The sequence below is a fragment of the Sulfitobacter rhodophyticola genome, assembly GCF_041281685.2.
Classification (GTDB): domain Bacteria; phylum Pseudomonadota; class Alphaproteobacteria; order Rhodobacterales; family Rhodobacteraceae; genus Sulfitobacter.
Genome location: NZ_CP166251.2, coordinates 607,654 through 629,951, shown reverse-complemented (window position 1 = coordinate 629,951; position 22,298 = coordinate 607,654). Strand labels below are relative to the sequence as shown.

Annotated in this window: 20 protein-coding genes and 1 pseudogene; 9 read left to right on the top strand and 12 right to left on the bottom strand. The window is 58.8% G+C overall.

Features of this window, described 5'->3' with window-relative positions; all coding sequences use genetic code 11:
- The first annotated feature begins 108 nt into the window (after positions 1-108).
- The 5 genes from AB4X18_RS04110 to AB4X18_RS04090 are packed head-to-tail and all read left to right on the top strand — an operon-like array spanning position 109 to position 5,936.
- Positions 109-1,128 (top strand): BMP family protein, encoded by a 1,020-nt coding sequence (locus AB4X18_RS04110; RefSeq protein ID WP_370402411.1) that lies wholly within the window; start codon positions 109-111, stop codon positions 1,126-1,128.
- Positions 1,129-2,676, top strand: coding sequence for an ABC transporter ATP-binding protein (locus AB4X18_RS04105; RefSeq protein ID WP_370402410.1), 1,548 nt, complete (start codon positions 1,129-1,131; stop codon positions 2,674-2,676). It begins immediately after the preceding gene.
- Positions 2,666-3,715: an ABC transporter permease gene (locus tag AB4X18_RS04100; protein ID WP_370402409.1), complete on the top strand. Its 1,050-nt coding sequence runs from the start codon at positions 2,666-2,668 to the stop codon at positions 3,713-3,715. Before AB4X18_RS04105 ends, AB4X18_RS04100 begins: the two co-directional genes overlap by 11 nt.
- Positions 3,715-4,659, top strand: coding sequence for an ABC transporter permease (locus tag AB4X18_RS04095; protein WP_370402408.1), 945 nt, complete (start codon positions 3,715-3,717; stop codon positions 4,657-4,659). Before AB4X18_RS04100 ends, AB4X18_RS04095 begins: the two co-directional genes overlap by 1 nt.
- A complete protein-coding gene (locus tag AB4X18_RS04090; protein WP_370402407.1) occupies positions 4,659-5,936 on the top strand; it encodes an amidohydrolase family protein in 1,278 nt (425 codons plus the stop codon). Before AB4X18_RS04095 ends, AB4X18_RS04090 begins: the two co-directional genes overlap by 1 nt.
- Here the strand turns inward: AB4X18_RS04090 and nagA are convergent.
- The gene (nagA, locus tag AB4X18_RS04085; RefSeq protein WP_432817111.1) at positions 5,931-7,067 is read right to left on the bottom strand and encodes an N-acetylglucosamine-6-phosphate deacetylase; all 1,137 of its coding nucleotides are present in this window, start codon (positions 7,065-7,067) and stop codon (positions 5,931-5,933) included. The two genes, AB4X18_RS04090 and nagA, sit on opposite strands and share 6 nt — an antisense overlap.
- Positions 7,064-7,945 carry a BadF/BadG/BcrA/BcrD ATPase family protein gene (locus tag AB4X18_RS04080; protein ID WP_370402404.1) on the bottom strand — a complete coding sequence of 294 codons (882 nt, stop codon included), beginning with the start codon at positions 7,943-7,945 and terminating at the stop codon, positions 7,064-7,066. Before AB4X18_RS04080 ends, nagA begins: the two co-directional genes overlap by 4 nt.
- Positions 7,946-8,111: 166 nt before the next feature.
- Between AB4X18_RS04080 and gap the strand changes: the two genes are divergently transcribed.
- Complete coding sequence (gap, locus tag AB4X18_RS04075) at positions 8,112-9,116, top strand: type I glyceraldehyde-3-phosphate dehydrogenase (RefSeq protein WP_370402403.1); 1,005 nt, start codon at positions 8,112-8,114, stop codon at positions 9,114-9,116.
- On the opposite strand, the gene AB4X18_RS04070 is transcribed toward gap, so the two are convergent.
- Positions 9,113-9,655 (bottom strand): winged helix DNA-binding protein, encoded by a 543-nt coding sequence (locus tag AB4X18_RS04070; protein WP_370402402.1) that lies wholly within the window; start codon positions 9,653-9,655, stop codon positions 9,113-9,115. The genes gap and AB4X18_RS04070 overlap by 4 nt on opposite strands.
- A gap of 330 nt (positions 9,656-9,985) precedes the next feature.
- Between AB4X18_RS04070 and AB4X18_RS04065 the strand changes: the two genes are divergently transcribed.
- Positions 9,986-11,056, top strand: a complete 1,071-nt coding sequence (locus AB4X18_RS04065) for a Hint domain-containing protein (protein WP_370402401.1) — start codon at positions 9,986-9,988, stop codon at positions 11,054-11,056.
- A gap of 328 nt (positions 11,057-11,384) precedes the next feature.
- On the opposite strand, the gene AB4X18_RS04060 is transcribed toward AB4X18_RS04065, so the two are convergent.
- From AB4X18_RS04060 to AB4X18_RS04025, 8 genes are all read right to left on the bottom strand, one after another.
- On the bottom strand, positions 11,385-12,935 hold the full coding sequence (locus tag AB4X18_RS04060; protein WP_432817110.1) for an AMP-binding protein: 1,551 nt from the start codon (positions 12,933-12,935) through the stop codon (positions 11,385-11,387).
- A 5-nt stretch (positions 12,936-12,940) separates the two neighbouring features.
- Positions 12,941-13,957, bottom strand: coding sequence for a zinc-dependent alcohol dehydrogenase family protein (locus AB4X18_RS04055; RefSeq protein ID WP_432817109.1), 1,017 nt, complete (start codon positions 13,955-13,957; stop codon positions 12,941-12,943).
- Positions 13,958-13,960: 3 nt separating this feature from the next.
- Positions 13,961-15,085 carry an acyl-CoA dehydrogenase family protein gene (locus AB4X18_RS04050; RefSeq protein WP_370402398.1) on the bottom strand — a complete coding sequence of 375 codons (1,125 nt, stop codon included), beginning with the start codon at positions 15,083-15,085 and terminating at the stop codon, positions 13,961-13,963.
- Positions 15,082-16,038, bottom strand: coding sequence for a branched-chain amino acid ABC transporter permease (locus AB4X18_RS04045; protein WP_370402397.1), 957 nt, complete (start codon positions 16,036-16,038; stop codon positions 15,082-15,084). The genes AB4X18_RS04050 and AB4X18_RS04045 overlap by 4 nt, the downstream gene beginning before the upstream one ends.
- Positions 16,038-16,895 (bottom strand): branched-chain amino acid ABC transporter permease, encoded by an 858-nt coding sequence (locus AB4X18_RS04040; RefSeq protein WP_370402396.1) that lies wholly within the window; start codon positions 16,893-16,895, stop codon positions 16,038-16,040. The genes AB4X18_RS04045 and AB4X18_RS04040 overlap by 1 nt, the downstream gene beginning before the upstream one ends.
- Positions 16,896-16,963: 68 nt before the next feature.
- On the bottom strand, positions 16,964-18,163 hold the full coding sequence (locus AB4X18_RS04035) for an ABC transporter substrate-binding protein (protein WP_370402395.1): 1,200 nt from the start codon (positions 18,161-18,163) through the stop codon (positions 16,964-16,966).
- A 42-nt stretch (positions 18,164-18,205) separates the two neighbouring features.
- Complete coding sequence (locus tag AB4X18_RS04030; RefSeq protein ID WP_370402394.1) at positions 18,206-18,907, bottom strand: ABC transporter ATP-binding protein; 702 nt, start codon at positions 18,905-18,907, stop codon at positions 18,206-18,208.
- On the bottom strand, positions 18,908-19,675 hold the full coding sequence (locus AB4X18_RS04025; RefSeq protein WP_370402393.1) for an ABC transporter ATP-binding protein: 768 nt from the start codon (positions 19,673-19,675) through the stop codon (positions 18,908-18,910).
- 149 nt (positions 19,676-19,824) lie between these two features.
- Here AB4X18_RS04025 and AB4X18_RS04020 point away from each other — a divergent pair, with 149 nt between their 5' ends.
- Entirely contained in the window at positions 19,825-20,718 is an 894-nt protein-coding gene (locus AB4X18_RS04020; RefSeq protein ID WP_432817108.1) for a LysR family transcriptional regulator, read from the top strand.
- Between the two features lie 43 nt (positions 20,719-20,761).
- Positions 20,762-21,170: pseudogene (locus tag AB4X18_RS04015) on the top strand (DDE-type integrase/transposase/recombinase); the annotation flags it as partial.
- A gap of 363 nt (positions 21,171-21,533) precedes the next feature.
- Here the strand turns inward: AB4X18_RS04015 and AB4X18_RS04010 are convergent.
- Complete coding sequence (locus tag AB4X18_RS04010; RefSeq protein ID WP_370402391.1) at positions 21,534-22,295, bottom strand: IclR family transcriptional regulator; 762 nt, start codon at positions 22,293-22,295, stop codon at positions 21,534-21,536.
- Positions 22,296-22,298 lie beyond the last annotated feature (3 nt).

Below are 22,298 nucleotides of genomic sequence, written 5' to 3'. Positions count from 1 at the left end.
AAAGGGGTGTTTTTCAGCGTTGCGCGCGGGCAAAGGCGTATCGGCCCTTGACCTGCGTGGCGATTGCGCAAACGCTGACGGCAGAAATTCCAATTGGGGGAACACCACATGACATCACATTCCAGGAACGCGATCACACGGCGGCATCTGCTGGGGTCAGCAGCGGCGCTGGCGGGTGCGGCAACATTGCTGCCCAAACGCGCATGGGCCGCCGATCCGATCAAGGTTGCGGGCATTTATACCGTGCCGGTCGAACAGCAGTGGGTCAGCCGTATTCACAAGGCGGCCGAGACCGCGCAGGCGCGCGGGGATATCTCCTACAGCTTCACGGAAAACGTTTCCAACACCGATTACGCACGAGTGATGCGCGAATACGCCGAAGCGGGCAACACGCTGATCATCGGCGAAGTGTTCGGGGCGGAACAGGAAGCGCGCGAAGTCGCGGCGGACTATCCCGATGTGGCATTCCTCATGGGGTCGTCCTTCAAGGAAGATGCAGCACTCCCTAACTTCTCCGTCTTCGACAACTACATTCAGGACGCCGCGTATCTGTCTGGTATCATTGCAGGTGCCATGACCGAGAGCGGCAATATCGGCATGGTCGGGGGCTTCCCCATTCCCGAAGTGAACCGCCTTATGCACGCCTTCATGGCTGGCGCGGCAGAGATGAAGCCGGACATCTCCTTCCAGGTCAGCTTCATCGGGTCGTGGTTCGATCCCCCCAAGGCCAAGGAGACCGCCTTTGCGATGATCGAAAACGGTGCGGACCTGCTTTATGCCGAACGCTTTGGCGTGTCCGATGCCGCGAAAGAAAAAGGCATCCTCGCCATCGGCAACGTGATCGACACCCAGTCGGAATATCCCGACACCGTTGTCGCCTCCGCCATCTGGCATTTCGAACCGACGCTGGACGCTGCCATTGCCGCCGTGCAGGCCGGGGAATTCACCGCAAAGGACTATGGCATCTACTCCTTCATGAAAGAGGGAGGCTGTTCGCTGGCACCCTTGGGAACGTTCGAGGGCAAAGTGCCCGAGGCGGCGATGAAGCTGGTCGAAGAGCGCACCGCGGCCATCAAGGACGGCAGCTTTGTCGTGACGATCAACGATGAAGAGCCGAAGTCCAGCTAAATGACCACGCAAGACGGGGCGCAGGTTGTCCTGCGCCTCGACAACATCACCAAGCGCTTTGGCGCGCTGACGGCCAATGACAGCGTGAGTTTCGCGCTGCATCAGGGGGAGGTGATCGCGCTGCTGGGCGAAAACGGCGCGGGCAAGACGACCTTGATGAACATCCTGTTTGGTCATTACACGGCGGACGAAGGGCAGGTGGAGGTATTCGGCAAGACCCTTCCGCCCGGCAATCCAGCCGCGGCGCTGAATGCGGGCGTGGGCATGGTACACCAGCATTTCACGCTGGCCGACAACATGACCGTGCTGGAAAATATCGTGCTGGGCACGGCCCCGCTGTGGCGGCTTGGCTTTGGCAAGCGCGCGGCGCGGCGGCGGATCATGGAACTGGTGGCGGATTACGGTCTGGCCGTGGACCCGGATGCGCCGGTGGGCAGTCTCACGGTAGGCGAACGCCAAAGGGTCGAAATTCTCAAGGCGCTTTACCGGGATGCGCGCATCCTGATCCTGGATGAGCCGACCGCCGTGCTGACGCCACAGGAAACTGACGATCTTTTTGCCACCATGCGCCGTGCCGTGGGTCTGGGCCTGTCGGTGATCTTCATCAGCCACAAGCTGCACGAAGTGACGGCGATTTCCTCGCGCGTGGTGGTCCTGCGTCATGGCAAGCTGGTGGCGGAGGCACGCACGACGGATGTTGATCGTCACCAGATGGCCCAGATGATGGTGGGCGCGGAAGTGGCGCCGCCGGACGTGCGCAAAGCCACACCCGGCAAGGCATTGATAACCTTGAAAAAGGTTTCCACCCCTGATCGCGGTAGCGCGCCGGGGTTGAAGGCGGTCGACCTGCAGTTGCGTGGGGGGCAGATCACGGGATTGGCAGGTGTCTCCGGTAACGGGCAGGCGGCGCTTGCGGAGATGATAGGAGGGCTGATTTCGCCCGCGACCGGCACGCTGGAAATCGACGGGGGCAGGCCTGCGTCGTGGTCGCCCCGCGCCGCCGTTGCCGCAGGGATCGCGCGCATCCCCGAAGACCGGCACAAGACCGGCACCATCGCCGATTTCGACCTGACGGAGAATGCCGTGCTTGAGCGGTATGCCAAGCCGCCGTTCAGCACGCGTGGCTGGATGGACTGGCGCGCGGCGCGGGCCTTTGCCCAGGGCGTGATCAAAGGATACGACGTGCGGTGTCCGGGGCCGGAGACGCGCATTCGGTTGCTGTCGGGCGGCAACATGCAAAAGCTGATCCTCGGCCGGGTGCTGGAGACAGCGCCGCAGGTGGTGCTGGCAAACCAGCCTGTGCGCGGCCTCGATATCGGTGCGCTGACCTACGTGCACGAACAGCTTCTGGCCGCACGGGATCGGGGGGCGGCGGTGCTGCTGATCTCCGAAGATCTGGATGAAATCATGCAGTTGTCGGACGTCATTCATGTGATCTCAGAAGGCCGCCTTTCGCCCGGTTTCCCGCGCGGACAGAAAAGCACAACTGAACTGGGCGTCTGGATGGCGGGACACGGGTTTGAAGAAGGGCAGACGCATGCGGCTTGAACCCATCGCCAATCCACCGCTCAGCCGCACGCTGGGCCTGCCCGCGCTGGCACTGCTGACCACCGTGGTGGTCGCATCGCTGTTGGCGATGATTGCGGGCGCACAGCCGTTTTCCGTGCTGGGGCTGATCATCAAGGGCGCGTTCGGATCGAAGTTCGCGCTGCTGGAAACGCTGAACCGCGCGACGCCACTGATCTTTACCGGGCTTGCGGTGGCGGTCGCGTTCCGCGCAAAGCTCTGGAACATCGGTGCAGAAGCGCAGCTTTACGTGGGCGCGGTGGTCACGGTGGTGCTGGGGACGGGCGCGCTGGCCTGGCCGGCGGCGGCACTGCTGCCCGCGATGGCCTTGGGGGCGATCTGTGCGGGTGCAGTTGTCCTGCTGGTGCCCACCTTTCTCAAGACGCGGTTTGGCGTGGATGAAGTTGTTACCACGCTCTTGTTGAATTTCGTTGTCCTGCTTTGGGTTTCGATGCTGCTGGAAGGCGCGTTGAAGGATCCGATGGGCCTTGGCTGGCCCAAGTCCGCGCGGCTGATTGCCGAGGCGCGTCTGCCGCGTATCTTCGATGGACTGCGGCTGCATTGGGGGTTTGCTCTGGCTTTGATCGCGGCGGTCATCGTCTGGGTAATCCAGCGCCGCACGACGCTTGGCTATGAGATGCGCGCGGTCGGGCTGAACGCCGAAGCGGCGCGCTTTGCAGGTATCCCGGTCAACACGGTGTTGATCAAGACGGCGCTGCTGTCGGGCGGGCTGGCCGCACTTGCAGGGTTTTCCGAAGTGGCGGGGCTGAAGGGCAGTCTGACCCTCGATATCTCCCCCGGGTTTGGCTACACGGGCATCATCGTGGCGATGCTGGCGCTTCTGAACCCGCTGGGCGTGGTGGTCGCGGCGCTGTTCGTGGCGGGTATTTTCGTCGGCGCGGACAGCATGAGCCGCGCGGCGGGCGTGCCAACGTATCTGGCGGACATCATGCTCGCGCTGTCGCTATTGCTGATGGTGCTGGCCATCATGCTCACCAAATTCAGGGTGCGGCGGGACTGATGGATATCCTCGACATCTTCCTCTCCGCCAGCTTCTGGACTGCCGCGATCCGCATTGCCTCGCCGCTGATCTTCGCGGCTTTGGGCGAATTGATCTGCGAACGCGCGGGCGTGCTGAACCTCGGGATCGAGGGGATCATGGTGGTGGGCGCCTTTGCCGGGTGGATGGCGGTCTATCTGGGGAGCGGTCTGTGGTTTGGTGTGGCGGTGGCGATGGTGTCGGGAATGCTGTTCGGCCTGCTGCACGGCGTCTTGACGGTGCCTTTCGGGTTAAGCCAGCACGTCGTGGGCCTCGGGATCACGCTTTTGGCCACGTCGCTGACCTATTATTGCTATCGGCTTGCCCTGCCAGAGGTTACATCCCCGCCAAAGATCGAAGCGTTCCAACCCTATGAAATACCGTTGCTTTCCGATCTGCCGCTAATCGGCCCCGCGCTGTTTTCCCAGACACCGCTGACCTATCTGGCGTTCATCCTTGTCGGCGTTGTCAGCTTCACGCTTTACCGCACGCCCCTCGGCCTCGCCCTGCGCGCCGCTGGCGAAAATCCGGCAGCGGTAGAGGCACAGGGCCTGAGCGTCACCGCCATCCGCATGGGTGCGGTGATGGTCGGCAGCGGGTTAATGGCTGTGGGCGGCGCGTTCCTGACCATGAGCGCCTTCAATTCCTTCTTCTTCGAAATGGTGAACGGGCGCGGGTGGATCTGTATCGCGCTGGTGGTCTTCGGGTCGTGGATGCCGTGGAAGACTCTTTTGGGCGCGGTGCTGTTTGCCGCATTCGACGCCTTGCAGATCCGGGTGCAGCAAACGCCGCTGGGGGCGGATGTGCCGTATCAGATATTCCTGATGGCGCCCTATGTGCTGTCGATTTTGGCGCTTGTGATCATGTCGCGTCGCGCGCAGGTGCCAGCGGCGTTGATGGTGCCGTTCAATAAAGGAGAGAGGTAATGTTCGACCTCATTGTCAAAGGCGGCACGCTGCCCGACGGCACCACCACTGATATCGGTATCAGGGACGGCACCATCGTCGCGACGGAACGGCTGGATGCGGAAGCCGGAGAGGTCATCGACGCCACGGGCGATCTGGTCAGCCCGCCCTTTGTCGATCCGCATTTCCATATGGATGCAACGCTCAGCTACGGCATCCCACGGATCAATACGTCCGGAACGCTGCTCGAAGGGATCGGGCTCTGGGGAGAGTTGAAGCAGGTCATGCAGGCGGATGAAGTCAAGGCCCGCGCGCTGAGCTATTGCGACTGGGCGGCCTCCATGGGGCTTCTGGCGATCCGCAGCCACGTGGACACCTGCCACGACAGCCTGATGGGGGTCGAAGTGCTTTTGGAAGTGCAGCGGGAGGTGGCCGATTACATCGACCTGCAACTGGTGGCCTTCCCGCAGGACGGCCTTTACCGGGACCCGACAGCGTATGAAAACACCCTCCGTGCGCTGGACATGGGGGTGGATGTGGTGGGCGGCATTCCACATTTCGAACGGACCATGGCCGATGGCGCGCGGTCGGTGACGGCGCTTTGCGAGATTGCCGCCGAACGCGGGCTGATGGTGGACATGCACTGCGACGAAACGGATGATCCCCTGTCGCGGCATATCGAAACGCTTGTCCATGAAACCCAGCGCCTTGGATTGCACGGCCGGGTGGCGGGGTCGCATCTGACGTCGATGCATTCGATGGACAACTACTATGTCTCCAAACTGTTGCCGCTGATGGCCGAAGCGCAGGTCGCCGCGATCCCCAATCCGCTGATCAACATCATGCTGCAGGGCCGCCACGATACCTTTCCCAAAAGGCGCGGCCTGACCCGGGTGAAGGAGATGCAGGCCCATGGCATCACCGTGGGCTGGGGGCAGGACTGCGTCCGTGATCCTTGGTATTCACTGGGCACCGGTGACATGCTCGATGTGGCGTTCATGGGGATGCACGTGGCGCAGATGACGTCGCCCGAGGAGATGCAGCGCTGTTTCGATATGGTCACCCGGACCAATGCGCAGATCATGGGGCTTGCGGACCACGGCTTGCACGTGGGCGCCAAGGCGTCGCTGGTCGTTCTGGATGCAGGCGACGCGGTCGAAGCGTTGCGGCTCAGGCCCGATCGGCTGGCTGTGATCGCCAAGGGCAAGGTGATCTCCCGGCAGGCGCGCAACGATGCGCAGCTTGACCTGCCCGGCAGGCCGGGATCGGTCCGGCGCAGGCACCCGGTGGCTTCATAGATCGGGAAGGGCCGTAACCGTCCGGAAATCCGCGCTCAGGTGGATCAGGCTGGATGGCGTGTCCGGCCAGTGGCCCACACCCATCCCATTGCGCAAAAGCGACGCGGGTGCCGATGTCGTCCGCCGCAGGGTGTCATCCAGTGGCATGCCCACGTCATTGACCAAAACCTCGACCGCGCGTGCCATCGTCAGGTCCGCGCCGGCAAGGGTGCCATCGGCAAGGGTCAGCCGCCCGTCTCGGCGGGTAATCCGGCGGCCGTTCAGTGTGAAACTGTCGATGTCCGAACCGGCACACGCCATCGCGTCGCTCACAAGGAACACGGTGCCCGGTCCCTGCTTTGCGGCAAGGGCTGCACGGATCGTGGCGGGATGCACGTGGATGCCGTCCGCGATCAATCCCGCTGACGCCGCAGGGCAGGTCAGCGCGGCACCTACCAGCCCGGGCGCGCGACTTTCCAGACCGCTCATGGCATTGAAAAGATGGGTGGCTGCAGATGCACCCGCATCGAAGGCGCGCATCGCGGTATCATAGTCGGCATTGCTGTGGCCAAGGCTCACGATCACACCGGCGGCGGCCAGCGCTGCAATCTGCGCGGGGCTTGCCGCTTCGGGGGCGAGGGTGACCATGAGGTTCGGCAAGGTGTCGGCGGCGGCAAGAAGCTGGGTCAGATCGGCGTCGGTCATGGGCCGGATCAGCCCGGGATCATGCGCGCCGCAGCGGTCTGGATCAAGATGCGGCCCTTCAAGGTGCAGGCCCAGCACGCCGGGGGTGCCAGCCGCGATGGCTGCAGCTACCGCTGTGATCACGGCGGTGGTTCGGGCAGGGGTATCGGTAATCAGGGTGGGCAGGAAGCCCCGCGTGCCAAGGCCCCAGTGCGCGTTTGCCATCTGTGCAACCGTTGCCGGATCAGGGGCGTCGTTCAGCATGACCCCGCCGCCGCCGTTGACCTGAAGATCGACGAAACCGGGCAGGATCACGCCACCCTCAAGCGATATGCGTGGAACATCGGTGGGAAGGTCACCAACCGACGTGATGACCGGTTCGGCATCAGTTATCAGAACCACGGCACCTTCCTGCATCGTCGTACCGTCAAACACGGCCGCGCCGACGATGGCCTGCTGCGGTGTCACGCTGGAACCCGGGCAGCCTTGCAGGCCAGCGCATAGGCACCCTGCAGGGCAGTGCCACGCGGAAGGACCAGATTGCGTCGATAGCGTTCAGCCAGCCAAGGTTCATATTTCGGCCCCAACCCGCCCGCAAGGCTCAATGCGTTGCCGTCGGCAAAGCCCAACGCATCCAGCCCCCGCTCCAGATGGGTGGCACCTTCCTGCATGAGGGCGACGGCAACCGGATCCGATTGGTGTGCCGCCGGAACGACGTGCAGGGCCAGCTCTGCATAGGCGCCGGGGGCGGCAGTCGCGGCGAAATCGACGATTTCATACAGGCTGCCGTACCGTGCCAGCGTCGACTGGGTCAGCGTGCTGTGATCCCGCATGCCATCTTCGGCAAGCAGGACTTCTTCCAGCAACCGCCGCCCCAGCCAGGCGCCCGCGGCCTGATCGGACAATTTGAACCCCCAGCCGCCAACTGTCCTGACCGCTCCCTCATGCTGGCGCGCGATGATCGTGCCGGTTCCCAGCGCGATGACAAAGCCGTCTGCATCTCCCAATGCGCCGACAACGGTGGTTTCGCGGTCACCTGTCGCGCTGCATGTGCCGTAAGGCAGGGCCGCTGCGACGCGTGCCATGTCGGCTTGGGAATTTGCCCCGGCAACGCCCACATGAGCGGTGATCTGGTCCAGCGGGGCATCGGCCAGATCGGCGTGGGCCAGTGCCCGGCTGACAACGGCCGTGACATTGGCGAGCGCCGCCTCAAATCCTGTTGCAACATTCGCCGGGGCACCTTCGGCTTGCGCAATGATCCCGGCATCCAGCGTGCCAACCGCCGCCCGGCACCCGGTGCCGCCGCCGTCAACGGCCACCACGATCCTTTGCTGTGCTGCTGACATGCGTCTTCCTTGCCTCATGCATCGGTCTGTCCCAACCGTCTGGCGGGCATCCTACCCCATGTTGCTGGCAACGCAACAAGGCGCAAGACGGGTTGAAAATAGCTTGAGTTAGCGCTAACACTCCCGCAACTGCAATATGCGACATCTCCAGCAAAGGAAACACGGCATGGCACTCAAGATCGCAATCAACGGATTTGGCCGCATCGGACGATGCGTGCTGCGCGCCCTGCTGGAAGAGGGTGCGACCGATATCGAAGTCGTCGCCATCAATGACCTCGCCCCGAACGAGACGCTGCTGCACCTGCTGAAATACGACTCCGTGCATGGTCGGCTGTCCGAAGAGGCGCGGCTTGAAGGTGACGTATTGCACGTTGGACCGCACAGCGCGCGTTTGACGGAACAACCGGATCCCACCAAGTTGCCTTGGGGTGATGTCGATATCGTTTACGAATGCACGGGCCACTTCAATTCGCGGACCGCGGCGGCCAAGCATCTTGAGAACGGCAGCAAGCGCGTGTTGATCTCCGCACCCGGCAAAGGGGTTGACCGCACGGTTGTCTACGGGGTGAACCACGAAGAACTCACGTCCGACGATGTGATTGTTTCAAATGCCTCCTGCACAACCAATTGCCTTGCGCCTCTGGCGATGGTGCTCGACCAGACCTGTGGCATCGACACAGGCTACATGACCACGATCCATGCGTTTACCGGTGATCAGCCAAGCCATGACCGGCCGCACAGTGATCTTTATCGCGGTCGCGCGGCGTCTGTGTCGATGGTACCCACATCCACCGGGGCGGCGGCGGCGATCTCGCTGGTGCTGCCGACGTTGGAAGGCAAGCTGGAAGGATCCGCCGTGCGGGTGCCGACCATCAATGTCTCGATGGTGGATCTGTCCTTCATGCCCAGCCGCAAGACGTCCGTGGAGGAGATCAACGCCGCGTTGAAGGCGGCGGCGGAGGGGCCACTGAAAGGTGTGCTGTCTTACGAGACAGACCCGATGGTGTCGATTGATTTCAACCATGATCCGCATTCGTCTTGTTTTGCCGCGGACCAGACCAAGATGACCGACGGCGGGATGGTGCGGGTGGTCAGCTGGTACGACAACGAATGGGGCTTTTCCTGCCGGATGAACGATACCGCGCGTCACATGGCGGGCCTGACGTCCTAAAGCGACGTCGCCGCGCGGCTGGCCTGATCGTACTGCCCTGACATGGCGCGCAGGCTGGCGGCGATCTGGCGCAGTTCGGTGCCGCTGATGCCCATGTGCGAAAGCCCGTCCAGAAAGCAGGACTGGCGGACCTTGCGGTAAGCCGCACATAACGCGGCCCCCTCCGGCGAGGTGCGATAGAACACCTCCTTGCCGCGCCGCTCCGACGTCAGGAGGTCCGACTTCAGCAATTTCCGGAGCGCATAGTTGACCGTATGGGTGTCCTCGATGTTCAGCAGGAAGCAGATGTCGCTCAGCCGTTTTTCTCGGCTGCGGCTGTTTGTGTTGTGCAGGACAAGGATCTCTAGCGCGGTCAAATCGGCGTTGCCTGCCGCCGCCATGCACCGCTGCATCCAGCGGTTGAAGGCGTTGTAGGCAATGATCATCCCGTATTCAAGTTCCGACGCTTCCCATCCTTCCCCTTCCGCAAGGTGCCGAGAGGAAACGATACGTCGTTCGGGCAGGGGCTTGTCGGGGAAGGGGGTGGTGGGATCTGTCATGCATGCTCCGCTGATCGAGAGGTAAAACGCTGGCGATTTGTCAGCAAATTACAAGATATTTGCGAGGGAATGAAGGGTTTTGCAGGGCATCTTGAGGGTTCTGTCTGTTGCGGTGTTGTATCAAAGAAACAGCACCCCTTACTGGACTTTACTACATATTGTGGCTGTCAAATTCCGCGCGTCTATATATTGATTGATTGATCGGCCATGCAAGGCCACTTCAACCCAGCGTCGCAACACATTGGAATCCTGCCATAATTCACTTTTAAAGCAGGACTCCGTTTGCTACCCTGAAGGGAATAAAAAGAAGACTGAGGCAGGCAGACAGCAATGAAGACGGGCTACAAAGGCACGTTTGTCATAAGCTGGTCGCAAACAGAAATTGACGGCCTTGATGCTGCACCGGTGCATAACCTGACGATAGGGGCTGCATGGGCGTGGCGCGGGGATGCCATCCGGGTAGATGGTCCGAATGATGTGTTGCGGCTGGATCAGGCGGACGGGGCAGAGGAACTTCGCAAACGCGCGGCGCGGATGGTGCATCGGTTGGTGGGGGCCGCGCTGGACCGCGACCCGCCGCGCCCGGTGTTGCACAGCCAACCCGATGACATCCCCCTGATGGACAACAGCTTCGTCGTCACGGACGGCGGCAAGAGCTATACCGTGACGCTGATCGAGGTCGGCGGCGGCAGCCAACCCTTGCTCATGTTCCTCGATGCCATTCCGCCGCGCAACACCGATCTTTGGGTCGTGCATCACACGCTGGGCGTGGCGCCCAAGGACGATATTTCGTCGGGCGAGGGCGGGGTGATCTGTTTTACTCCCGGTACCCGCGTACGCACCCCACACGGTTTGTCGCTGATCGAGGATCTGCGTGAAGGCGATCTGGTTCAGACAAAGGACAACGGCGTACAGCCCATCCGCTGGGTCGGCAGCCGCCGGATGACCGGCGCGCGCCTGTTTGCCATGCCGCGCCTGCGCCCGGTGCGGATCAATGCGGGTGCGATGGCCGAGGACATGCCCGATCACGATCTGATCGTGTCACCGGAGCATCGGATGCTGATCAAGGGGGCCGTGGCGCAGGAATTGTTCAATACGCCCGAAGTCCTGGTCGCGGCCAAGGACCTGATCAACGGCACGACCATCACCGTGGACCTGAAGCTGCGCGAAGTGACCTATGTGCACCTGCTGCTGGACCATCATCAGGTGCTTTGGGCCAATGGCATGGAAACGGAAAGCTTCCACCCCGCCTCCGCCTCGCTTTCAGCGCTGGATGACGCGGACCGCGCACGGCTTCTGGCGACGCACCCCACGCTGGAATATGACCCGCACACCTATGGAAGTTATGCACGCAGGAACTTGTCGAGTTCAGAGGCGGCGATCCTGCAGCACGCGGCTTGAGAAAGGTTGGGTGCGGCCGATGACTGGTTTGAGCCCAACCTGTGAATTCGCAATTGATGCTGCGTGCGCTCGCACCTTGATAACTGCTGAAAAAGCATAAAGTCTTACGCTACAAGGCGGCGAGAAACTCAGTCATTCGTGTAGACAGCAGCAAGAACACTGCTCTCAAATATCAAACTGCCGTCAAAGGTTGAACTTTCTGGACATGCGCCAACGACGGATCTTGGCACTTTGCGTTTGCGAAAAGCTAAAAAAAATACGCAAAAGAACTGCACAGATCTTCGGCGCCCTGCAGTCAAAAATTAGATTTCATTCACTTTGGTGTAGATCAGTCTGACATCTTGGTCTTATCCCAGTATTCAGACCTTAACACGCGCTTGTACAATTTTCCTGTCGCTGTTCGCGGCAATGTGCTTCGAAATTCAATACTACGTGGACATTTCAATGCAGATAGTTTTGAGCGGCAGAATGCCATTAATATTTCTTTCATCCGTTGCGCGTCTTGATGTTCGGGAACCAGCTGTACAATGGCATGAACTGCTTCACCAAAATCCTCGTCGGGAATGCCGATGACGGCGGCATCAAGCACCGTGGGATGGCTCAGCAGCGTGTCTTCGGTTTCTTGCGGGTAGATGTTCACGCCGCCAGAAATGATCAGAAACGACTTTCGATCGGTCAGATAGAGATAGCCTTCATCATCAAGTCGGCCAATATCGCCAAGTGTCGTCCAGCCTTGCGCGTTGGTGCAGGCGCGGGTTTTGTCGGGATCGTTGTGATAGGCGAATTGTTGACCATTCTCGTAGTAGATTTCGCCTGTCGTCCCCACGGGCACTTCGATACCATGTGGATCGCAGATATGCACAATGCCCAGCTTGGCGCGTCCAACTGATCCCGGATGCATACGCCATTCCGCGCTCGTGATTGCAGAGAAACCGTTGTTCTCTGTGCCTGCATAATACTCGTGAATGATGTCGCCCCACCACGCCAGCATGTCCCGTTTGACGTCTATCGGACAGGGTGCCGCCGCATGAACCGCCATTTCCATCGAAGAGAGATCGTACTTGTTGCGTACTTCTTCGGGCAATCTCAGGAGGCGCACGAACATCGTCGGCACCCATTGGCTATGTGTGATTTTGTAGTCCTCAATGAGGCGCAATGCTGTTTCAGCGTCAAATCGCTCCATGATCACTGCGGTGCCACCCATCTTGATTGCTACCATCGCATGCCTGAGAGGCGCCGCATGATAAAGCGGTGCAGGACAGAGATATCGGGTTTCTGGACCGTACCCGAACAACCTATGAAGCAGATCGACCAACATGGTCCGCGCGCCCGGACATTTCTTTTCCAAAGGCCATTTAATGCCTTTTGGGCGTCCTGTTGTGCCAGAAGAGTAAAGCATGTCGAGGCCTTGGGCCTCATCCGCGATAGGGGTTTCCTTGTGGTTTGCAGTTTCTTCTGACCAGCAGGGGTATGCCCCATCGGGGTCGCCCACGACCATGATCTCGCATTGATCTATGCGCTCAGCTGCCAAATCCGGAAGGATATCGTTAAAGCGATCACTTGCGATAAGGAGGCAGGCATCACAATCGGTAAGGATGTAACCGATTTCTTCCTTGTTCAGGTGCGTGCTGATGGTCGTATAATAGACGCCTGCGCGATCAGCAGCAAAACAGACTTCCAACATTTCGCGCCGGTTCTCCATCAGAATTGCAATATGCTTGCCCTGGCTGACCCCTTGCGCGCGTAAAACATGCGCGCCCTGGTTTGCGCGCGCTTCCAACATGCCAAAGGTGACGGTTTCACCACTGGCAGCCATAACAAAGGCAAGTTTGTCAGAAGGGTGCGCACGCGGCTGATAAGGGTGCGAATGTGAGGCCATATCGATCAGAATTGCATGAGCGTCTTGCCGAAATGGCCGCCGCTGCGCAAATGCTCTATGGCCACTACAAGGTCTTCGAAGGCGAATACGGCGCCCAGAACAGGATGCAATTGATGTTGCGCCATCGCGCGCAGCATGGCTTCGAACCCGTCGCGGTGGCCTACTGTGACACCTTGCAAGCGGACCTGACGGGCAACGATTGGACCCAAGGACGCCTCGATATTCAAACCAGATAGCACGCCGATCATCGACACGGTGCCGCCGGGCCTCACCGCCCGCAAAGACAGCGGCAACGTCTGCGCACCACCAAGTTCAATGATGTTGTCGTAGCCGCCTCTGTCTGCGGTAATAGAACGGCTTGCACGCGCCCAATCCTCGGTTGTGGTGTAATTGATCGTGGCATCCGCACCCATTTCGGTGACACGTGCCAATTTGTCATCACTCGAAGAGATTACAGTAACATGAGCGCCCTGCATTTTTGCAAAGGCCAGAGCAAAAAGGGCAACGCTGCCGGTACCCTGCACCAATATCTTATCACTTGCACATGTTTGACCGTGGGTGACTACCGCGCTCCATGCGGTCAAGGCTGCGCAGGGCAATGTTGCGGCTTCAGCGTCGCTGAGGTAGTCGGGGACTCTCACAACTCCGCTCTCGGAAAGGCAGACCAAGTCAGCCATGACGCCATCAAGCGGACCACCCAAGGCCGATGAAAATCTCTCAGGCGTGGGCGCGCCGCTGGTCCAATTCTGGAAATATGTTGGGCAAACGCGGTCGCCAACCGAGACACGCGAAACGCCTGCGCCGACCTCGACCACTTCGCCAACACCGTCCGAGACCGGGATCAAAGGCAACTCTCCGGTTGCGCGCCCATAACCGCGCTCTGGCACGATCAGATCACGTGCATTCAGGGACGCCATTCGCATCGCGACAACAATCTGACCGGGGCCGCACACTGGGTCGGGCCGCTGTGATAGTTTGAGGTTATCCAGCCCCCAATCGCCTTCGATCTGAAATACACGCATGGTTTACGGCCCTTTCTGAGTGATCAGTCGGTCCACTCGATCTTTGAGAATATTGGTGGCCCCGTCGGTAAAACCCGCAATCTGTGCGGCGGCGATATGGCGGCAGAAGACGTGCTCAGAACGAAGCCCTTCGGCCCCCATCAGCTGCAGCAACTCTGGCAGATGGGTCTGGGCGGCAGTCACGGCGTCGATTTTGGCCTGAGCGGCCAACAATTGTGCATCCTCGCCCGTGTTCACCAGATCAGTGGCCTGTGCAGTGCGTGCCTGTGATGCCTTCAGCGCGGTTTCGGCGGCGGACAAACTTGCCTGCCAGCTTGTGATGGCGTTGAGCGGTTTGCCAAAGCTGTGCCGCCGCGCGCCATAGGTTGCCGCGTCGCGGGTCGCGCGTGCCAACATCCCGTTGCACATGGCTGCCACATAGGTGCGGGCCGCATTGATCTCGGTCAGGATCGCCTTGAAAGCTGTTGCGGGGGCAATCAGCATGGCGTCTTGTGTCACTTCAACGTCCCGAAGGATGAAACCGCCGGTCCCCATGCTGGTTTGGCCAAAGGAGCTGTCAATCGCGTAGCGCGTTATGTTTGGCGCGTTCAAATCAACAAGAAAGGCACCGATACCGTCTACGTCACCGACGGCTGCGCACTGGGCATAGACAATAGACAGGGTGGCGTGTCGGCCATTGATGATCCATGTCTTTTCACCGTTCAACACCCAGCCGGTCGCAGTCTGGGTGGCTCTTGTCGTCACGGCGGCAAAATCACTGCCTGTGCCGGGCTCAGTGAGGGCGGTGCAGGCGCTGATTTTGCCGCTGAGGAGGTCAGAAATATACCTCTGGCACAGAGCGCCTGGCGCAATCTCGCTCAGGCGCAACGCAACATTGTGTGTGTTGATCAGTGACATCGCAAAGCCGAAGTCCGCGCCTGCCAAAATCCGGCAAGCTTCGGCGCGTGAAGTGAAGTCCAGACCTTGCCCGCCAAACGTTTGCGGCACCTGCATCCCCAAAATTCCGATTTGCCCAGCCTTTTCATAGATCTTGCCGTCGGGGACCGCGCCCATCGACCAACCGGAGGCGGCAGGAACGATCGTCTTTTCTGCGAACGCTTCGACCTGATCTAGAAATGCTTGGGTCATTTCTTGCGCCGTTCCCATTTGGCCAAAAGGTCACCCGTCACCCCAACAATACCGCGCGGCATAAAGATCGTGGCAAGCACAAGGACGAGACCGTAGAGGATCAGGCGGAAGCTATCTGCAAAGCGCAGATATTCCGGCAGGAACACGACGAAGAATGCGCCTATCACGGGGCCTGCGATGGTGCCTGATCCGCCAACAATGACCGCAAGGATCGCATCAAGCGACTGCGCAACGCCGAAAATCTCAGGATTAATGAAGCTTTGGTAGTGAGCATAAATCGCCCCTGCCAAACCACCGAACATAGCCGAGATGACAAAGGCAAAGAGTTTATACTTCCACGCCGCAATGCCGATAGCCCCTACAAGATCTTCGTTCTGGCGAATGGCAATTAAGGTTTGGCCAACCCGGGAGCGGACGATCATAGCTGCTAGAATGGTCATTAGGACCGCTATGACGAGGACGAAGTAATAGTATGTCTCGCGGTCACGCCAATTGAAAATACTCTCTTTGCCCCCCGGTTTGGGGATGCCGGTGATTCCCGCTTCGCCTTGGGTCAGCTGGTGGAAATTCATCAGAACAATGAAGATCACCATGTTGAAGGCGAGTGTTACAATGGCGAAGTAGTGCCCTTTGACGCGCAGGCTGGGATACCCCGTCAGGAGCGCAAAGAACGCTGTGACAAACGGGGCCAGTGTGATGCTGAGCCAGACGGGCATGTTAAAGTGGATGCCCATCAGCGCCGTGGAGTAGGCCCCGATCCCCATGAAGCCTGCCTGCACAATCGAGACATAGCCTGTGTAGCCCTGAATCAAATTCTGGCCCTGTGCAGCAATGACCCAGATCAGCGCCAGAACGCTCAGGTGTAGATAGTATTTTACTGCGATGAGCTGCGGCAGCAGGATGAAGCCAACCAGCGCCAACGCATAAAAGACAAAGGTGCGTTTCAAAGTCATCACGCTTTCCCCATCAAGCCTTGGGGGCGGAACAAAAGCACACCGATCATGACGACAAACGCAATGACATCTTTATAGGCGGAAGAGATGAAACCAGCCGCCAAGGCTTCGGTGATGCCCAGCACAAGGCCGCCAACGACAGCGCCAGGGATAGACCCCAGACCGCCAAGGATCAGCACGGCAAAACCTTTGACGACCAGCCCTTCACCGATGCCAGGCGCGATGGCGAAGAGAGAGCCGACCATGACACCCGCGCAAACGCCAAGAGCGGTGGAGATAGAGAATACCACCAGCGGAATAGTGTTTACATTCACGCCCATCAGGATCGCTGCATCACGATTCTCGGCGACGGCGCGGATCGCTTGGCCCGTTTTGGTTTTCTCGACAAAAAGCGTCATGGCAATGATCAACAGGGCGGCGGCGATGATCACATAGAGCCGCAGTTCGGGAATTGTCACACCGCCGATGTTGAACACGCGTGAAAAGTCTGTGGGGATCACGACTTGTTCGTGGCCGAAGAATTCAAGATTGAGCCCTTCGACCATCATTGTCAGGCCAAGGGCGACAATGAAGGCGTTGATATGGTTGGCGTTTCGGACAGGTCGATAGGCAAGTAATTCGATCAGGACCCCGAGAATCAGGCCAACGACCAGCGAAACGAGGATCGCCAGCAGCAGCGGAAATCCCCACCCCGTGACAAAGAAGAATGTCAGATAGCCGCCAAACATTGAGACAGATCCATGGGCGAAGTGGGCGATTCCAAGGATACCAAACACGGTTGTCAGGCCGAGTGCGATGAGCACATAGACGCCGCCAATGGCCACGCCGTTGATGATTTGTTGAATGACCTCAACCATGATCCGTCCTGCGAATAAGAGGAAAATGTGAGGCACGGGCGCATGGCCCGCACCCCATCAGGGAGAGTTCAGTCAATGGTGCTCAGGAAAGCCGAATAGGCCGCCGCATCAGAGGGCAAGTCTTGGACGAACACCCAGTTGCCGCTTTGCCATTGGAAGGCGCCGTTGGAGGTGTAAGCCTGCCCGTTCTCGTCGAACATTCTACCATCCACCGGCAGGTACTGCATCACAACTTCATCCGGCACCGCCAACGTGCGCAGTGCAGCTGCCACTGCGGCAGTGTCCTCAACCGTTCCAGCCGCTTCAATCGCATCTTTCAACGCATAGGTCTGGTCATAGGCGTAGGGCGAGCTGGGCGACGGCGCGATGCCGAACTCAGCCGAGTAATTCGCGTGATAGGCTTTGCCGTTGTCGGAGGCTGAAAGCAACGTCAGCTCTGTTGGTCGCAGGTCCCAGACACCTTCCATCTGCTCTGAGGTGGCAACGCGCAAGAACTGCTCTTCAGAGCCGGAGGTAAACCCGTAGCGCGGCACATCGATGCCCAGCTCAACAGCTTGGCGGTAGATGAAAGCGGCAGGTTCAACGTATCCAACGACCAAGATTGCATCAGGCTCTTGCCCGCGAATTTTGGTCAGCTGCGGGGACATATCGCGATCTTTCAGACCGAAGGCCTCGCGGCTCACAATCTCGCCACCTGCTTTGTTCAGCTCTTTTTCAAAAGCATCCACGTAGCTGGCATAGAAGCCCACGTCGAGCGCGCCCAGAACGGCGACGCGCTTGTGACCTTTTTCGGCGACAAATGTCCCTGCCGCAGCACCGGTATAATCCGCTGGCGGACGGGTGCGCGTGAGGTTGGGGATTTCGCGCGTTGTGATGGAACGCTCAGCCGCATTGCCAACAAGCATCACCGCATCCTCGTTTTCGATGAACGACGCAACCGCGCCCGTAGCACCAGAGCAGCAGAAACCGAGGATGTATTTCACGCCATCGCGGTCAATCAGCTTGCGCACCGCGTTGGAGGCTTCGGTTGGGTTCGCCTTGTCGTCATAGGCGATCACGTTGAGCATATAGGTGTCGTCGCCCACCTTGATCCCGCCCGCAGCGTTGATTTCTTTAGCCGCGAGGTTGACCGCGTTCGCCTGCGGCAGACCGTACACGGCACCGCCCCCGGTCAGTGCGTCGCTCACTCCGATATCAAGTGTCTTATCCGCCGCAAAGGCGGCGGTGGCCGTCAGTGCAAATGCAGTCGTTATTGCTGTCAGTCTCATGTGTGTCTCCTCCCAGAAACGTTGAGTTCTCAAACTTTTTTCTCAATGGCCCAGATACGCCTTGGCAATATCAGGATGTGATTGCAGTTCCGCACCCGTGCCGCTCAGCACGATTTCTCCGGCTTCAAACAGATAGGCGCGGTCAGCAAGGCGCAGCGCCATGGCGGAGTTCTGTTCAACCAGCAGGATGGTCTTGCCCATCTCCTTGATCTTTTTGATCGTTTCACCCACTTCAGCGACAATCTTGGGGGCTAATCCTAAAGACGGCTCGTCGAAGATGCACAGCTTGGGACGCGCCATCAGCGCGCGACCAATCGCCAGCATTTCCTGTTCGCCCCCCGACAATGTTCCCGCAGCTTGCATCGCCCGTTCGCGCAGAATTGGGAACATGTTCATCATTTCATCAATGTCGCTGACCTGATCGGCGTCGGTACGGGTGTAGGCCCCCATCGCCAGATTTTGCCGTGTGCTCATTTGCGGGAACATCTGGCGGCCTTCGGGGCACATGGTAATGCCTGCTTTGACGATTGCATGGCCGCTTTGATTGGTGATGTCCTTGCCTTCAAAGGTGATGGTGCCCGCGCTGGCCGGAACCAGCCCGCAGATCGCCTTGAGCGTCGAGGATTTGCCCGCGCCATTTGCCCCGATCAGCGCGACGCATTCTCCTTCCGCCACTTCGATATCAATGCCGTGAATCACTTCAATCGGGCCATAGCTGACGCGCAGGTTTGAGACAGTCAGCATCTATGCCGCCTCGCCCAGATAGGCATCGATCACCGCCGGATTGTTGCGAATTTCTTCAGGTGTGCCCTCGGCAATCTTCTGGCCGAAATTAAGTACTACGATGCGGTCGCAGACATCCATGATCAACGCCATGTGATGCTCGATAACCAGTACCGCCACACCTAGTGTTCGGATGGATTTTATGAGTTTGCTCAAGGTCTTGCGCTCATGCGAAACCAGCCCCGCAGCTGGTTCATCCAGCAAGATTACTTTGGGGTCGGAGGCCAGCGCCGTGGCAATCATCAAGAAGCGCTGTTGTGCGGAACTGATGGTCGCGACGCGCTTGTGGGCGACGTCTTTCAGGCCGGTAATATCAAGAATGTTGGCCACGCGTTCTTCCAACGTGGCCTCTTCATCCGGATTGCGGCCAATGCCAAAAACCGAAGACAGCGGGTGCGAGGTGCGGGTGACGTTACTACCCAGTAGAATCTGTTCGCGCACGGTGAATTCGGCGAACGTGCTGGCCGTCTGGAATGTGCGCGCCAGGCCACCTGCGACCCGCGCATATTCTGGCAAGCCGTCGATCTGCACACCGCCCAACAAGAGCTTGCCCGATGTGATGGGAAATATACCCGCAAGGCTGTTCACCGTTGTCGATTTGCCCGAGCCATTGGGGCCGATCAACCCGAGGATTTCACCTTCGTGCACCTCGAACGACAAATCGCGGATGGCGTGAACGCCGCCAAACGATTTGCACAATGTATCCACCTCGAGAACAGGCGCTGTCATGGATTCCCCCCCCTCGCATTCCACTGCGGTTAGCTGACGTTAGCGAGGACGCTAGCCGACGCAAAATTCAAAGATTTAGCAGTTGTATCTAAATATTAGATGGATAAGTTCTTTGGAGCTTGACGGGTAGAGAGCTTTGGGAAACTCTTGTGATTAGAAATTTAAAATCAATTCAAGTATTTAAAGTTACTTCTGAAGCAAGAAATGTAACGGGTGCCGCGCAACTGCTGAATATCAGCCAAAGTTCCGTCAGCTATCACATCAAAAAATTGGAAACAGATCTGGGGTACTCCTTGTTCCGGCGGACCAAGCAAGGTTTGGAGTTGACGGAGGAGGGAACCGTGCTGGCAAGCCACGTCGAACGGGGGTTGAACATGATCCAGACCGGGTTGGAGCGGGTTGCAAACCAGACAGGATCGGTCAGGGTTGCGCTGCTTCCCATGTTTTCCAGCCGCTGGTTGTCATCACGTTTGGGAGGATTGATGGAACTGCGCCCCGATCTGCAGTTGTCGATACACAACCATAACAACAGCTTTGCAAGAATGCACAACCCGGCCAGTTTTGCGGATCTTGGCATTCAATGGGGCAAAGGAAATTGGAGCGGCTTTGACGTTCATCGCCTGTGGTCTGAAAAACTTGCAGTCGTGTGCAGCCCGACCTACCTCGCCGATCACCCCATCAGGCACCCCAAAGACCTGCATCAATGCAATCTGCTGCATGTTGATGACAGCCGTATGTGGGAAGAATGGCTCTCAAAGAATGATGTGAAGACCGACGCAACGCAGGCGCAAATGATGTTGGAGGATCGTCACTTTCAGCTTAGCTCAACCATCAATGGGTTGGGCGTGTCTCTCTTTGCGTCATGGTTGGTAAAGGACGAGCTCACAAGTGGTGTTCTGGTAAACCCGTTTGGGCGGAATTTCGAGACCTCTTTTGCGTACCATCTGATCGTTCCCAAGGGCGAAAAACAATCAAAGCCAGTAGAGCAGTTTTGTGATTGGTTGCTTCAAGAGGCCCGCGCGCAGACAGAAGTCGTTGCCTGACATCAATGCCGGATCCCAACGCTTCGCTTCCATTGGTGCGAGGCGCCGCATCGTCGGTTGGCGGGTGAGCCGGACGGGCCATGCCGGGGTCGTGCTCGATGCTCTCGAACAGGCTGTTCATCAGTGACAGCCTGACTTTAGAGTGGTGCATCATTCGGATCGCGGATCCCAGCATCTGTCGATCAAATACACCGAACGGCTCGCCAAAGTCGGCATTGACCCCTTTGTTGGCAGCGCCAGCGAAAGTTTCGACAGCGCCTTGGCCGAGACGATCAACCGCCTTTTCAAGGCACAAGTCATTCACTGTCTTGGGCCATGGCGCAGCTTCGATGCCGTAGAATACGCCCCCCCTCGAATGAGTCGACTGGTTCAACAATCGCCGCCTGCTGGAAACCATCAGAAGAATTTCGCCAGCAGAAGCAGAGACGAATTGCTACGCCGCTCTGGAATGATCAGACGTGGTCGCGCAACCTAAATCAATCGGCCCCCGGCAAACCCGGTGCGGTTCAAGATCCCGATGTGCCTGTACAGCGGCTTCTACCCTAAATGCTTCGTAGAACTAGAAACGGTTCGGATTGGCGGCATCCACCATGGCCTGAAACTGGAAAACCCCGGCTCTTCACTGATGATACTTTGTGCTTCAAAGAAACGCGCGTCCAGAAAGGCTTTTCTGAATGCGGGCCTGACGTTGATCGCGAAAAAGGTCCCAAGCATTGATTTTGCAATCCTGATCCCTCTCGTCTCTCCCCCATTCAACAGCGTTTTTAAGGATACGGAATAAACCTGCGTTGCGACCATCGGTCATTATTTCGACCCTATCCCGCTTTCCGGCTGGCGTCAGTTTCAGTCCAGCCAAAGGTGTTGGACAGCTCACGCGACATCGCTATGAGTTTCTGACCAATTTCTTCTCGCCTCGCGCCGGTCAGAACACGCATGGACCCCGTAGCACCGATCGATAGCGTAGCACCCGGTCCCGTCTCGGCCAAGGTGGTCGCGACAGAGCAGATGCCGCGTTCAAGTTCCTCGATACATTCGGCATATCCACGTTTCCGAATAGTTTCGAGTTCCACCTCCAAATCCTGAAGACAAGTGATGGTGCTTTCGGTGTATTTCTTCAGTTGTCCATTCAGATCTTGTTTCGACCACAGCTCAGGTGAGAATGCAGCAATCACCTTGGAGCACGAACACGCATGCAACGGCCGTTTGCCTACCCCGGGATGCATATAGGACACGCCATTACTGGGCGTCGTCACGTGTATGATCTCAACCCGATCCCCGCGCAGGCGCGACAAAAAGAAAGCGGCACCATATTCCGCTGCAGCTTGGGTCAAAACAGGCGCGATCATTTCCACGAGGGCTTTGTCAGAAAGGTCGCTATGGGTGATCCGTTTTAGTCGCGTGCCGATAACAAATTGGCCGCGTCCCGATGGTGCCAGTAGCCCGACAGAGACAAGGTCCTGTACCAGTCTGTAGCCGGAAGGTTTTGGCAGGTCGGCATGTGCGCAAATCTCGGCCACGGTTGCGGCACCCTTCTGTCCGACAATTTCGAGGATGCTAGTCAGGCGTTCCAGATGCATATT

What these genes read in the sequence shown, in the direction of transcription:
- AB4X18_RS04045 (WP_370402397.1), bottom strand. Translation starts at nt 16,038, where the DNA reads ATGACTTTGAAACGCACCTTTGTCTTTTATGCGTTGGCGCTGGTTGGC.
- AB4X18_RS04060 (WP_432817110.1), bottom strand. Translation starts at nt 12,935, where the DNA reads ATGGCCTCACATTCGCACCCTTATCAGCCGCGTGCGCACCCTTCTGAC.
- AB4X18_RS04010 (WP_370402391.1), bottom strand. Translation starts at nt 22,295, where the DNA reads ATGCATCTGGAACGCCTGACTAGCATCCTCGAAATTGTCGGACAGAAG.
- AB4X18_RS04100 (WP_370402409.1), top strand. Translation starts at nt 2,666, where the DNA reads ATGCGGCTTGAACCCATCGCCAATCCACCGCTCAGCCGCACGCTGGGC.
- AB4X18_RS04110 (WP_370402411.1), top strand. Translation starts at nt 109, where the DNA reads ATGACATCACATTCCAGGAACGCGATCACACGGCGGCATCTGCTGGGG.
- AB4X18_RS04095 (WP_370402408.1), top strand. Translation starts at nt 3,715, where the DNA reads ATGGATATCCTCGACATCTTCCTCTCCGCCAGCTTCTGGACTGCCGCG.
- AB4X18_RS04025 (WP_370402393.1), bottom strand. Translation starts at nt 19,675, where the DNA reads ATGACAGCGCCTGTTCTCGAGGTGGATACATTGTGCAAATCGTTTGGC.
- AB4X18_RS04080 (WP_370402404.1), bottom strand. Translation starts at nt 7,945, where the DNA reads ATGTCAGCAGCACAGCAAAGGATCGTGGTGGCCGTTGACGGCGGCGGC.
- AB4X18_RS04070 (WP_370402402.1), bottom strand. Translation starts at nt 9,655, where the DNA reads ATGACAGATCCCACCACCCCCTTCCCCGACAAGCCCCTGCCCGAACGA.
- gap (WP_370402403.1), top strand. Translation starts at nt 8,112, where the DNA reads ATGGCACTCAAGATCGCAATCAACGGATTTGGCCGCATCGGACGATGC.
- AB4X18_RS04065 (WP_370402401.1), top strand. Translation starts at nt 9,986, where the DNA reads ATGAAGACGGGCTACAAAGGCACGTTTGTCATAAGCTGGTCGCAAACA.
- AB4X18_RS04035 (WP_370402395.1), bottom strand. Translation starts at nt 18,163, where the DNA reads ATGAGACTGACAGCAATAACGACTGCATTTGCACTGACGGCCACCGCC.
- AB4X18_RS04040 (WP_370402396.1), bottom strand. Translation starts at nt 16,895, where the DNA reads ATGGTTGAGGTCATTCAACAAATCATCAACGGCGTGGCCATTGGCGGC.
- AB4X18_RS04105 (WP_370402410.1), top strand. Translation starts at nt 1,129, where the DNA reads ATGACCACGCAAGACGGGGCGCAGGTTGTCCTGCGCCTCGACAACATC.
- AB4X18_RS04030 (WP_370402394.1), bottom strand. Translation starts at nt 18,907, where the DNA reads ATGCTGACTGTCTCAAACCTGCGCGTCAGCTATGGCCCGATTGAAGTG.
- AB4X18_RS04090 (WP_370402407.1), top strand. Translation starts at nt 4,659, where the DNA reads ATGTTCGACCTCATTGTCAAAGGCGGCACGCTGCCCGACGGCACCACC.
- AB4X18_RS04050 (WP_370402398.1), bottom strand. Translation starts at nt 15,085, where the DNA reads ATGACCCAAGCATTTCTAGATCAGGTCGAAGCGTTCGCAGAAAAGACG.
- AB4X18_RS04055 (WP_432817109.1), bottom strand. Translation starts at nt 13,957, where the DNA reads ATGCGTGTATTTCAGATCGAAGGCGATTGGGGGCTGGATAACCTCAAA.